This window comes from Anaerophaga thermohalophila str. Valhall, from assembly GCF_000250735.1.
Taxonomy (GTDB): Bacteria; Bacteroidota; Bacteroidia; order Bacteroidales; family Marinilabiliaceae; genus Anaerophaga; species Anaerophaga thermohalophila_A.
Window position 1 is genome coordinate 1 of sequence record NZ_AHZV01000122.1, and the last position, 14,002, is coordinate 14,002.

A 14,002-nucleotide genomic window follows, 5' to 3' on the forward strand; every position below is an offset into this window, starting at 1 on the left:
AAACATTGATGCATAAGGATAAGCAGTAATAAAAAATAAAAAGCCTCTCTGATTAAAAATCTGAGAGGCTTTTTTTTATCCGGGTCTCTAACCCAGGTACGATTTCAATAATTTACTTCTGGAAGTGTGTCTCAAACGGCAAATGGCTTTTTCTTTTATCTGACGGACACGTTCGCGTGTCAAACCAAATCTTTCGCCAATTTCTTCGAGAGTCATTTCCTGGCATCCGATACCAAAGAAAAGTTTGATAATATCACTTTCTCTTTCGGTGAGTGTGGCCAGTGCTCGTTCAATTTCGCGCGACAATGATTCATTAATCAAAGTTTTGTCGGCATTTGGCGAATCATTATTGACCAGAACATCCAGCAGACTGTTATCTTCTCCTTCAACAAAGGGAGCATCAACAGAAATGTGGCGTCCTGAAACACGAAGCGTGTCTGCCACTTTATCGGCAGGAAGTTCCAGTTGATCTGCCAATTCTTCAGGCGAGGGTTTACGTTCGTGCTCCTGTTCAAACTTTGAGTATGCTTTATTGATTTTGTTCAGTGATCCTACCTGGTTGAGAGGCAGACGAACAATTCTTGATTGCTCGGCCAGAGCCTGCAGGATGGACTGACGAATCCACCACACAGCATACGAAATGAATTTAAACCCCCTTGTCTCATCAAACTTTTCGGCTGCTTTTATCAAGCCAAGGTTGCCTTCGTTGATGAGGTCGGGGAGACTTAATCCCTGATTTTGATATTGTTTTGCCACCGATACCACAAAGCGCAAATTGGCACGGGTCAACTTTTCAAGGGCTACCTGGTCTCCCTTTTTTATTCGTTGTGCCAATTCCACTTCTTCTTCAACGGAAATAAGATCTTCACGCCCGATTTCCTGAAGATATTTGTCCAACGACGCGCTTTCGCGGTTTGTAATGGATTTTGTTATTTTTAATTGTCTCATATATACTCCAAAAATTACGGCGCAAAAGTACAACAATTATTGAACTAATGCAAGTTTTATGCGGTCTACGCGAATGTTACAATCAATTCTCCAGGTTAATTGCATAATATGCTACCTGTCCGTTTGGATATATCCCTGACAGGAATAATCCTTCTTCTACCATTTCTACTACTTTTCTGAAATCTTCAACACTGTTAATGGGAACTCTGTTGGCTTTTGTAATAATATAGCCTTCCTGAATACCGGCTTCACGGAATTTCCCGGATGTAACACTGGAAACCTTTATGCCGTTGGAAATTCTGAGTCTCATTTTTTCTTCTTTGGAAACTTCTTCAAATGAAGCCCCCAACAAGTTGAAAGGTCTGTCTGCTTTTACAACGTCGGTCGACCCGTAAATGTTTCGTAAAGTAACATTAAATTCTTTCTTTTTTCCATCTCGTATAGCAGTTACCTCAACTTTATCTCCCGGTCTGTATCGACTGATCTTTTCCTGAAGCTCTGATACTTTTGTCACCGCTTCTCCATTTACGCTCACAATAACGTCCCCTTCCTTTATACCGGCGTCCTCTGCACCGCTTTCTTCAATTACCTCAACCACATAGGCTCCCTGGGTGGTGCCAAGCTCCATTTCTTTTGACAACTCGCTATTTACGTCTCTGATGCTCACTCCAAGAACGCCTCTTTGAACCTTACCGTACTCCATAAGATCGGCCACAACTTTCTTCACAATGCTCACGGGGACTGCGAACGAATAGCCTGTGTATGAGCCGGTTTGTGAAGCGATGGCTGTATTTATTCCTACCAGGTCGCCTGAAGTATTGACCAGTGCACCACCACTGTTTCCGGGATTAACAGCGGCATCGGTCTGGATAAACGATTCGATACCCAAAGTGCCTTGTTCACGGCGTAGGATGTTGATATTTCTGGATTTAGCACTGACAATACCGGCTGTAACTGTCGATGTGAGATTGAAAGGATTACCAACGGCCAACACCCATTCACCAATCTTCAGTTCGTCCGAATTCCCATATTCCAAATAGGGCAAATCTTCTGCATCTATCTTTATCAGAGCTATGTCCGTGGCAGGGTCGGTTCCTATCAGTTTTGCTTCGAAAGTCCTGTTATCATTCAGCGTTACTTCAATATTTGTGGCATTTTCTATGACGTGATTGTTGGTAACGATGTACCCGTCTTTTGTGATAATTACACCTGATCCGGCACCCATCACCGGCTGTTGCCTGGGCGTAGGAGTACCCGGACCGAAAAAGAATTCATACAGTGGATTTCCTGAATAATTAGATGCCTGACTTGATATTGTTTTTACGTGTACCACTGAATGTACCGATCTTTCTGCTGCCACTGTAAGGTCAGGTCCCACCTGCTGTGGCGCAGCTGGTAAGGATGTATATTGAGCAGCCGGAACTAATGGCTGTGCGATTTCAACTATTTTTTGCTCCGGTTTAAAGAAATGTGAATAAGTTATTACACTGATCAGTGCACTTAATACAGCAACAGAAAAGACATAAAACAATTTTTTTGTATTCATATTTATGGTTTTTCGTTCTACAATTTATCATGAAAATCTTTCAAATGATATGCCTTTCTTGCTGATGTAGCACAAGTTAACTTTTTTTAGGTGTAATTCACAGAAGCAGGAAAACTTTAGTTCTGTCCCTTCATATCAGACGATAGGAAAAGAAACCCCGATTGAGCCGTCCGTAACCCCGACCCTAAAAAACGGCAAGCTGAATAAATCGCAGCGGGTTTCAATATACGCTTTATAGCTGCTATCCGCAAGTTAATGATTGAGATATCTTATCCGTATACCTTTCGATAGTCAGTTAAAAAAAGCCTAAACGCAGAGACGCAATGACGCAAAGTTTTTATTATGAGAGAGTTGTGATTTGCATCATTGATTGTGTAAACAATTAATTACCAGATATTTGTAAAGGTTTAACGGAGTATTGCCTTTTAAACTCACAAATATTTCTTGTTTTATTCGTATATAATTAGGGCGTGTCTATAAACTCGCATAAAATTTTTACAGTATGTGTGTCTGTTCAGAAAGTGTCATTTACAAGGCTTGCGAAGTCCGAAAATACGGAGTTTACTCATCGTAAATGAGTAATTTTCGAACGAGCATAACACAGTAAATGGCACTTTATGAACAGACACTAATTAGAGGCTGTTGAAAAAGTCAGCAGCCTGTTTCAAATTTATTTTTATTGTTCTTTTTTCAACAATCCGTTAAACTACTACAATGCGTTGCAAACCAATTGCTTGTATTTATACATATTCTTGTTGTGGGAAACCTTACCATGCTCGTTTTATCAGTATAAAGTTTGTCTAAGTTATTGGTCTAATGAAACTCGTCCCTTCCTGCCCCGATTTATCGGGGAATAATCGGGACTCGTTTCAACCTTTAACCTCCAGCGACCAAAGGGGATTATTTATTTTATGGATTCGGAAGCAATTTGTAGTTTTGGATGTCAAAAAGTCAATGAATGAGTTTGCTCCTAAAAGAGCTGCTTTTGTCAATATCGAGGCGAAGGAAATATTTGAACCAGAGTTAACTAATTCTTAATGACGATTTAAAAATTTAATGCATCAATGAGATTGGCAAAAAGAGATTTTTAGGAGTCAACTTATGAATCTGGTTAACATTAGAGGTGTTGATTTGTTTCTTTGTATGGGCAAGTTTCAATTAAAATCTGCTATCATTAAACAATAGATCGTTAGATTTATAGATATAAGTAATCGACAGGCAGAAGTTTGCCAGGCAGAAGGCAGACGTGTTAAATTTTGCAGATAAGAATTTTACCGTTAGTAACGAAAATTGGCCTGATAAGCAAAAATCCAACTCCGCAAAACAAATGATTGATATAGAGTGTTTTTGTAGTTTGAGTTTGATAAAAGATGTAAGATGATTGTTACAACTTTAATCTACCTCATTTTAACAGCCAAACCCATTTTGATGCAAATAATTGTTTTGCAGCGTATTGCAAAAGTTTAACGGGTTGTTGATTAAAAGTAGATGCAATTGTCAATAGTCCGTTAAGCTTTTACAAACAATTTAAAATCAATTGTTTATATTTAAAAGTTTTTATGATTTAAAATACAAATTATTTGTGCCATAAGATTCATCTTGTATCTTAAATCTAATAATCTAATAATCTTTCAGTTAATGGATATCCAGTTTTTTAAATATCAGGGCACCGGAAATGATTTTGTGCTGATAGACAATCGTGACGGTAAATTCAACAGCGAGGATGCTAAGTTGATCGGTGCGATATGCCACAGGCGTTTTGGCGTAGGTGCCGACGGCTTGATGCTACTTGAACGGTCGGACAAGTCTGCTTTCAATATGCGTTATTTTAATAGTGACGGGAAAGAATCGACTATGTGTGGAAACGGAGGTCGGTGCATCGCTGCATTTGCAGTTGACATTGGAGTTGCCCCGAAAGGAGAATACTTCACTTTTTCAGCCGTAGACGGTGATCACGAAGCTTTGGTTGATGGAAACATGGTAAGTCTGAAGATGATTGATGTTGAAGGGTTCGAGGAAAGTGTTGATGGTTTGTTTCTGAATACAGGCTCGCCTCATTTTGTAATATTTGTTGACGATCCATTTTCGGTTGATGTTTTTAAAGAAGGTCGGTTTTGGAGAAATCATGAACGTTTTTCACCGGGAGGGACAAATGTAAACTTTGTTGGCCCTGTTAAGAATGGCGAAGTGGATATGCGTACCTTTGAGCGGGGCGTAGAGGATGAAACATGGTCGTGTGGAACCGGCGCGGTGGCTTCAGCAATTGCAACGCATATTCATAATAAAAGCGGAACCAATTTTGTTATGAAAGTTCCTGGCGGACATCTGAATGTAAGTTTTGTTCCCAAAGAAAGCAACCGGTTTGAGAATATCTGGCTGAAAGGGCCGGCAGAGTTTGTGTTTGAAGGGAGATTGAAGTAAAATATCGAATTATGGATTTTAAGATTGTTTCTGATTTTCGTCCTACAGGCGACCAGCCCGAAGCGATAAGTCAGCTAACAGAAGGAATCAACAGCGGAGTGCCTTTTCAGACTTTATTGGGCGTAACCGGTTCAGGTAAAACATTTAGCATCGCCAACGTCATCGAAAAAGTCCAAAAACCAACTTTGGTATTGAGTCATAACAAGACCCTGGCTGCTCAATTATATGGGGAGTTCAAAAATTTTTTCCCGGAAAATGCAGTGGAATATTTTGTGTCATATTATGATTACTATCAGCCTGAGGCTTATATTCCCGTGACTGATACATACATTGAAAAGGACCTTTCGATCAACGATGAAATCGAAAAATTAAGGCTCAGTGCAACTTCTGCTCTTTTGTCGGGCAGGAGGGATGTAATTGTTGTTTCTTCGGTGTCCTGCCTTTACGGAATTGGTAATCCTGAAGATTTTCATGCCAATGTTATACCCCTGGAAGCCGGACAGGAAATTGGTCGTAATAAATTTTTACGTCAACTGGTGGAAGCGCTTTATTCGAGAAATGAAGTAGAGTTTAACCGGGGAAATTTCAGAGTGAAAGGAGATACTGTAGAAATTTTTCTGGCTTATGCCGACCATGCATGTCGTGTTATTTTCTGGGGCGATGAAATTGAATCGATAGAAACTTTTGACCCTGTTAATAATGTAACCATTTCCTCAGTTGAGCAAATATTGATTTACCCGGCAAATATTTTTGTAACAACAAAGGAAAGAATAAATCAGGCCATCAGGGCTATTCAGGACGATCTGGTAAAACAGGTGGCCTTTTTTAAAGAAACAGGAAAACATCTTGAGGCCAAACGACTGGAGGAGCGTGTCAATTACGATCTGGAAATGATAAGAGAACTTGGCCATTGTCCCGGAATTGAAAATTACAGCCGTTACTTTGATGGCAGGGCTGAAGGAACCCGCCCGTTCTGCCTTCTTGATTATTTTCCGAATGATTATCTGACGATTGTTGATGAAAGCCATGTTACATTGCCCCAGATTCGAGCTATGTATGGTGGCGATTACAGCCGGAAACAAAATCTAGTGGAATATGGCTTCAGGCTGCCGGCTGCGCTGGATAACAGACCTCTGAAGTTTGAGGAATTTGAGAGTATGACCAATCAGGCCATTTTTGTAAGCGCAACACCGGCTGATTATGAAATTGAAAAAAGCGAAGGTGTAATTGTTGAACAGGTGATCAGACCAACCGGACTTTTGGATCCGCAAATTGAAGTAAGACCCAGTCTGAACCAGATAGATGATCTTTTACATGAGATACAGATGCGGGTTAAAGCAAATGAAAGGGTGCTTGTTACCACGTTAACCAAACGAATGGCCGAGGAACTCACTAAATATCTTCAAAGACTTGATGTTAGAAGTGAATATATTCATTCTGATGTGGACACCCTTGAACGTGTCAAAATAATGGGAAGTTTACGAAATGGTAAGATTGATGTGTTGGTGGGCGTTAATCTTTTAAGAGAAGGGTTGGATTTGCCGGAAGTTTCACTGGTTGCCATTCTGGATGCGGACAAGGAAGGGTTTTTACGCTCATCGAGGTCATTGACACAAACAGCAGGAAGGGCTGCCAGGAATTTAAACGGTCTGGTGATAATGTATGCTGATACCATTACCAGATCTATGCAGGAAACAATTGATGCCACAAACTACAGAAGAGAAAAGCAATTGGCATACAACGAGGAACACGGAATAACGCCGGCAGCTATTGTCAAAAAGTTAGGAAGTGCTTTTGCCGATAGTCAGGGCAAGGTTAAAAAGGCCGAATCTTATGCTTACTCCGGACCTGAAGATCAAGGGGTGGATGTAGCAGCGGACCCGGTACTTTCTTATATGACGACTGACAAGCTGGAAAAAGCCATTGCGCAAACCAAAGAAGCCATGCAAAAAGCAGCAAAAGAACTTGACTTTATTCAGGCTGCACAATACAGAGATGAAATGTTTCGCCTTGAAAAATTGATGAAAAAGAAAAAGTGAGTAAAGTTGTGCGACGGCATTTATTGCATAGTTAGTGTCTGTCCATAAAGTACCATTTGCTGTGTTACGCTTGCCGCCAAAATCCTCATTTACGAAAAGTAAACTCCGGTTTTGGCGGCTTCGCAAGCCTTGCAACTGGTACTTTCTGAACAGACACATGATAAGTAGAAATATTATCCTACTTTATAGACAGGCACTAATTATAACCTGCATGCAAGGCTTTATACATATCCTTGTGGTAAACCTTACCATGATTATCTCATCTTAAATCTAATAATCTGCCGATCTGTTATGGCAATCTTTGCCATGCTTGTTTCATTAAAAGAAAAGAAATCCTTTCTTATTTCTTTTGCGGGCAGGACTCCTTTTTGATTTGGACTGATAGTAGCTTCGTGTTTTGATATAACTTCTGCGGTTGAATTTCGGATCGTTGGAAAATTTGCTGTCCTGAATGATAAAAGTAATCCCCAAAGTGAAGGTGTAATAGAAATCGTGGGGTTTAGTTGAGTTAGGATTTACACGGTTTTCCCAGTCTTCATAAGTGTTATACCAGACATCATGAGCGTCTATTTGATCCGAGAAAGGAAGCGTTCCATCCAGTTCAACATTGAGGCTTAAGACCGGATTGATCCAAATAGTTGCTCCTCCGCCCATCGAGACCATTGGTGCAATACCTGAAGCAGTTCTCCATTCATTCCCGGGTGTTCCCTGGCTGGCAGGTCCCCAATATTCGGTAGCACTGAAGTATACAATCCCTGTATTCAGATGTGCATAAGGTTGAAATGTTCGTTCTTTAAAATAACCTAAAAGATGGTTTAGTGGTCTGTAAGCACCACCGACACTGAATTCTGCATAAACATTGTCAAACTCGGCATACATAAGTCCGGAAGATGGATAGACCTGCTTTCCCTGCATTTTTCCGCCAATCAATTGGGTGCGAACAGACAGAAATTCGTTCATTTCACGATCGGCAAGTACTCCAAAGGAATAGCTGCCGCGTGATTCATCTACAAGATCGCCAAAAAACATATTATAACCTCCCCTTGGAGTAATGGTTAACCCCTCCAGGATATTAATACCACTTCTTCTTTGAGCAGTTAAAGGAATTGATGATAGTATTAATGCAAGGATTAATAATACTGTTTTCTGGCCTATATTCATGTAACAAGTTAAAGTTTGGCGTTATATCGCGACCGTAAAAATGGGAAAAACTTTATTAATACAAAAACAGGACACGTTGATTTCGGGTTTATTGTGTCAAATTTAGGCGCTTTTTTTACAAATTGCCGAAAAAGTTATTTAACTGGTAACAATTTTTACATGTAACGGCAATTTGGATACCTTATTGTGGTTGGTCAGGATGTTTGCTTATTAATATACTTCATCAGGTTGCTTTTATTTCTGTCGGAAATAAATTCGCGGCCTTGCGGCGTGTACAGGTACTCTATTTCGTTACTGAAATGTTCTTCCACCTTACGTCGTACTATTTTCATTGTGCTGTTTAACATTTTATTAGCTTCAGTGAATGGTTCGGGAAGAATGATTCCGGCTGCCGGCAGCCATCTTTGAGGAAACATATTGTCAAGTTTTCCGCCTTTTTTAAACTGCGCCAGTTGATTTTCAACAGCTTTTAAAGTTTCTTCAAGTTTTTGATCTTCTGTGAGGTTTTCGTTCAGTCCTTTAAAAAGCTGAATAACTTTTTCCTGATTTGGAACAATTAATCCCACGGTATAAGGATTCTGGTTATTATGCAATACAAACTGATCGATTAACGGGCAATGATCGATAACCGCCTCTTCGATCCCTTCTGGGCTGTATTTTTCCCCATCCGACCCTATTAAAAGGCTCTTAAAGCGGCCCAAAACGTAAAGATAACCTTCATGGTCAAGATAGCCCAGGTCGCCCGTATAAAGCCATCCATCTTTTATGGTTTCTTTTGTGGCTTCTTGGTTTTTCCAGTAACCCAGCATCACGTTTTCACCTTTGATGACAATTTCTCCTGATTTTTCGTTGGGTAATTCGTTACCCTCTTCGTCACAGATTTTTATTTCAAGATTATTTACCACCCGGCCGGAAGATCCCATTTTATGGTGATCGGGGGTGTTGGCCGATATGATTGGAGCGGCCTCGCTCAGTCCGTAGCCCTGATACATAGGAATACCGATGGCATAGAAAAATTTTTGCAGATCGATATCAAGAAGCGCACCGCCGCCTATAAAAAACTGTAAATTACCGCCGAACCTTGTCCGAATGGTTTTGAACAGAATATTGTCAAATAATTGATAAATAGGGTATGTTAGTTTTTTCAATCCTTTTCCTCTGTTATTGCCTGTTCCGTTATACCACATAGCATATTTCATGGCAATTTTGAAAAGTGCCTTGGCCGTTTTGCCTTTTGCCATCACGCCTTTTTCGATGTTTTTTCTGAAATTTTTAGCAATGGCCGGTACACTCATTAAAACGTGCGGTTGTATTTCAAGGATGTTACTCGCGAAGTTTTTCAGAGTTTCAATTTGTGTCTTCCCGGCTTCTACTGACGCAATAGATGCTCCCCGATACATAAAAGCATACAGAGCTGCGGTATGCGCAAAGGCATGATCCCATGGGAGAACAACCAGGGTACGATAGTGTGCCGGGATATCTATATAACTGAAAGCCTGCTCTACGTTGGCTGTATAGTTTCGGTGGCTAAGCATAATGCCTTTGGGCTGGGCTGTGGTTCCGGATGTGTACGAAATATTGGCTACGTCATTGTAGTGTACTTCTTTTCTCCGGGATTCTGTTTTTTCCCTGTTTATTTTCAAAAAATCGTTCCCGGCTGTATAAACATCACTGAGAAGAACTTCTTTGGGAGACAATTCGGCGACTTCGTCGAAGACGATGATCTTTTCAACGTTGGGTAGCTCATCAATAATTTGCCTTATTTTATGCAATTGATAGCCGGAAACAAGTATCATTTTGCTTTCAGAATGCACGAGGCGAAAGATCATATCCTGATCGGCTTCCAGCTTAGTAGACAATGGTACATTAATTGCGCCACAACGCAGAATGGCTAACTCTGATATTAACCAGTCATTTCGGCCTTCTGAGAGCAGAGCAATTCTGTCTCCTTTTTCGACTCCCAAGGCCAATAATCCTGAAGTTAGCGTAACAACTCTTTCATGCGTTTCTTTATAGGTCAGGGATTGAAACCTGCCATCCCTTTTTTCCCATAAGAGGGGGTGGTCGCCATATTTATCTACCTTTTCTTCGAAATAGTCGATTATGCTGATCATGATAAATTTAAGTTTTATTGGTTTTTTCCACCTAGCCTTTTCCTTTTCTAACCTGCTTTTAATACAAAAGTAAAAAAATCAACCAAAATTCCTATTTAGTGTCCGTTATCGGACATCTAATGTAGCATACCGAACATGATGACTTCCTTGTGATCGTGATTAATAGCTGATAACCAGTAGTTAAAATTAGTTGGCAAACTTATTGAATTATAAGAATTCAGTTGTGAGTTTCTTTAATTAGTGTTTGTCCATAAAGTGCCGTTTACTGTGTTACGCTCGTCCGGAAATTACTCATTTACGATGAGTAAACTCCGTATTTTCGGACTTCGCAAGCCTTGTAAATGACACTTTCTGAACAGACACACAGACTGCAAAAATTTTTGCGAGTTAATAGACACGCACTAATTAGTGAATGTTCATAAAGCACCATTTGCCTCGCAGACATTGCAACTGGCACTTTTTGAACAGACACATGATAAGTAAGAAACTTTACCTACTTTATTAGATACGCATTAATTAAATTAAAACTAAATTTTTTCATCAGATGAGATATTTTATTTCTGTTTTAGCTGGTTTGCTCATTATTGCGTCAGGCGTCTATGGCATGCAGCGTGAAGAAATCCTGAGGAGGACTCCTCAGGATAGTTTGAAATGTTTGGAAAATCTGTCGGTCGCTTCTCTGGCCCTTGAAAAAAAGATGCATGAGCATGCGAAAGGAGCATGGATGCAGCTTTTTGATGAATGTCCGGATTTAAGCCTCAGGATTTACTCTGATGGCATCAAGTTGTGGGAGCATTTTGTCGAAAATGCTGAAAATACAACCAGAAAAGAAGAGTGTTTGGATACACTTTTGCTGATTTACGACAGAAGGGCAGAGTATTTCGGGGAACATGAGAAGTATCCTGTCGGTTGGATAATTGGTCGAAAAGGACTAACCATTCTGAAATACAAGAAAGAAAACAGTGAATCGGTAGAAGAGGCTTACGATTGTTTTACAAAGTCGTTCAATCTGATGCAGGATGAAACCGAACCTGCCGTTTTGATTGCCTGGCTGCAGGCCTCTAAGGTTTTAGCATCTGTGCAGAAGATTTCAGGGGAGACCTTTCTTGACAATTTTTTGTCAGTGTATTCATTGGTCTATTCACCTGAGTTTGTCAGGAAGTATAAAGGTCATCTGGCAGACCGGGCAAGAAATGCTGTAGTAAAAATTTATGAGAATTCGGGCATTACAGATTGTTCAGATTTTGAGAAATTAATTGAACGTCAATCGGGTATAGATGAACTTTCATCAAAACAGATTGGTGTTTATATTGATTTATTGAAAATAAGTGATTGTAAGGACACGAAATTATTCGCGAGACTTATAGAAAAAGACTACCAGCTCAATCCTACAGCTGTTGGTGCTTCTGAACTGGCGAGATTGTTCATCCGTCGGGGACAGTATAATAAAGCCGTAAACTACTATAAGGATGCGATAGAGATGAGCAGTAGTGATAGTTTGAAAGCCATCAATTATTATGAACTTGGGGTTATAATGGACTCGCATTTTAATCAGCATGTTGAGGCGAGACAATATGCCAAACGTGCTTCGTCGCTACTTCCGTCCTGGGGCGAACCACATTTATTATTGGGACGTATTTACGCACGTTCGGCAGACCTACTCGAAGGAAATGAACTTGAAAAAAGTGCGGTTTATTGGGCTGCTGTGGATCAGTTTAAGACAGCGATGCAAAAAGATAATTCCTGTGCAGAGGAAGCCAGGAAGCAAATCGAGGTTTATTCAAACTATTTTCCGGATAAACAAACTTGCTTTTTTCATGGATTAAGCGAAGGTCAGACATTTGTAGTAGGAGATTGGATAAATGAACCCACTGTTGTTCGATTTCGGTAAGATATAAGAGATTTAGCCGGTAGTTTTAGTGCAATAGTCAGTTAAAAAAAGCCTAAACGTAGAGGCATTGACGCAAAATTTTTATTATGAGAGGTAGTGACGCCCAAATTGGGCGTCTTTACCTTACCAGACATCTATTTTATATGCCAAGTGGTTGATATAAAAAACCTTGTATCTTGAGTTAGATAAAACTTTTGAGTGGATGCAGCAGAGCCCGGGTTTTGATTTTACATCCGGGCTCTGTTTTTTTATTCAGTTAGCTTATTCGGTTCCGAATTTAAAAATCGTGGTATGTGAATAGGGCCTGTCGGGACCAAAAATGCAGGACGGAAAAGAAGGATGATTGGGTGAATCCGGGAAATACTGAGTTTCGAAACACATTCCGGCAAACTTTCCGAAACGGCGGAAAGAGTTTCCATAGCTGCCGTCCAGATGGCCTCCGGTGTAAAATTGTAGTCCCGGCATGGTTGTATAGATTTCGAGGATTCGGCCCGATTCTCGTTCTTTTATTACAGCCGCCCTTCTCAAATCTCCTTCCTCGCCGTTGATAACCAGGTTGTGATCATATCCGCTTTTTGGAAGAGAGGCTAAGCGCTCGCCAACCTTGTGGAACGATTTAAAATCAAAGGGGGTTTTTTGGGTCGGGATAATATCTCCGGTTGGTAAATCTCCATTTTTCGGGGTGTATTCATCGGCAAATATCATCACCTCATGATCAAGTACATCAATATCTTTTCCGCTAAGGTTGAAATAGCTGTGATTGGTCAGATTAACCGGTGTTTTTGCATCGCTTTCGGCATTGTAATCAATAATTAATTCATTATCATCACTCAGGAAAAATCTTACTTCCACTTGCAGATTACCGGGGTATCCTTCATCACCGTCCGGACTATTCAGTTTCATGACCAGAACCTCGCCTGCATCGGTGTTGTCGATTTGAGGATTCCATATTCTGGAATGAAAACCTGATGAACCGCCATGAAGGTGATTATGGCCGTTATTGATTTCCAATTTGCAGGTTTTTCCGTCAAGATTGAATTTTCCTTTTGCTATACGATTTGCAAATCTTCCGATTGTTGAGCCGATAAAAATACAGTTATCAAGATAATTCTGATTAATATATTCTTCCGGACGGTCAAAACCAAGGACAATGTCTGAAAAATTTGCATTTTTGTCTTTGGTTTTTATGCTTGTAACAGAGGCTCCGGCATTAGTTATGCGAACAATGGTTCCCGCTTTGTTGGTGAGTTCGAAGAGTTTGATGTCTTTATTTTTAGTGTCGGAGAGTGGAATTTCGTGGATTTTCATTTTCGTCTGTTTTTTATTATTTATGCTTACTGTTTGATTTAGAGTTCGCCTCTATAAATACGTAAATAGATAAATAGTGTCTGTCCATAAAGTCCCATTTACTGTGTTACAATCGTCCGAAAATTCCTCATTTACGATGAGTAAACTCCGTATTTTCGGACTTCGCAAGCCTTGTAAATGACACTTTCTGAACAGAAACATGATAAGTAGGAAACTTTTCCTACTTTATCGACATGCACAAAATAGCATTGAACCTATATGAAAACGATGACAAAGGTAAATTTTGAAATGAAATAAACCTAAAAATGCGGTTAAAGTGTATTAATTACACCCAAAATTAGTTAAAACCAATAATCAATAACCCTTTAAAGTTAGGCAAAGGACTTGAGATTTTTTCTATGAGTGCGGTATAAAAAGCATATTTTTGTCAAAATCAAGGCGTTTTAAATTTTTGTACCGGAGTTAACTCATTGTTAATGAGGATGCAAAAATTTAAAACAACACAGAGTTTGGCAACAAAGATGCTTTTTAGACCGGACTCTTCTATTTTAACCTGCTTTATTCATAAGTTTTC

General features: G+C 39.9%; 8 protein-coding genes. 3 read left to right on the top strand and 5 right to left on the bottom strand.

The features are described 5' to 3' along the window. Positions 1-87: 87 nt before the first annotated feature. Both OQ5_RS0106495 and OQ5_RS0106500 read right to left on the bottom strand, forming a co-directional pair. Complete coding sequence (locus tag OQ5_RS0106495) at positions 88-948, bottom strand: sigma-70 family RNA polymerase sigma factor (RefSeq protein WP_026055146.1); 861 nt, start codon at positions 946-948, stop codon at positions 88-90. An 82-nt stretch (positions 949-1,030) separates the two neighbouring features. Then, a complete protein-coding gene (locus tag OQ5_RS0106500; protein WP_016776714.1) occupies positions 1,031-2,494 on the bottom strand; it encodes a Do family serine endopeptidase in 1,464 nt (487 codons plus the stop codon). A 1,638-nt stretch (positions 2,495-4,132) separates the two neighbouring features. On the opposite strand from OQ5_RS0106500, the gene dapF reads away from it, so the two are divergent. Beyond that, a complete protein-coding gene (gene dapF / locus OQ5_RS0106510) occupies positions 4,133-4,915 on the top strand; it encodes a diaminopimelate epimerase (protein WP_016776715.1) in 783 nt (260 codons plus the stop codon). 11 nt (positions 4,916-4,926) lie between these two features. Further along, positions 4,927-6,954, top strand: coding sequence for an excinuclease ABC subunit UvrB (gene uvrB, locus OQ5_RS0106515; protein ID WP_016776716.1), 2,028 nt, complete (start codon positions 4,927-4,929; stop codon positions 6,952-6,954). 318 nt (positions 6,955-7,272) lie between these two features. Here uvrB and OQ5_RS0106520 read toward each other — a convergent pair whose 3' ends face one another. Next, a complete protein-coding gene (locus tag OQ5_RS0106520) occupies positions 7,273-8,115 on the bottom strand; it encodes a hypothetical protein (RefSeq protein WP_016776717.1) in 843 nt (280 codons plus the stop codon). A gap of 194 nt (positions 8,116-8,309) precedes the next feature. Continuing rightward, positions 8,310-10,229 (bottom strand): AMP-dependent synthetase/ligase, encoded by a 1,920-nt coding sequence (locus tag OQ5_RS0106525; protein ID WP_016776718.1) that lies wholly within the window; start codon positions 10,227-10,229, stop codon positions 8,310-8,312. Positions 10,230-10,773: 544 nt separating this feature from the next. On the opposite strand from OQ5_RS0106525, the gene OQ5_RS0106530 reads away from it, so the two are divergent. Then, the gene (locus OQ5_RS0106530; RefSeq protein ID WP_016776719.1) at positions 10,774-12,120 is read left to right on the top strand and encodes a tetratricopeptide repeat protein; all 1,347 of its coding nucleotides are present in this window, start codon (positions 10,774-10,776) and stop codon (positions 12,118-12,120) included. A gap of 261 nt (positions 12,121-12,381) precedes the next feature. On the opposite strand, the gene OQ5_RS0106535 is transcribed toward OQ5_RS0106530, so the two are convergent. Next, positions 12,382-13,428 carry an aldose epimerase family protein gene (locus OQ5_RS0106535; RefSeq protein ID WP_016776720.1) on the bottom strand — a complete coding sequence of 349 codons (1,047 nt, stop codon included), beginning with the start codon at positions 13,426-13,428 and terminating at the stop codon, positions 12,382-12,384. Positions 13,429-14,002: the final 574 nt, after the last annotated feature.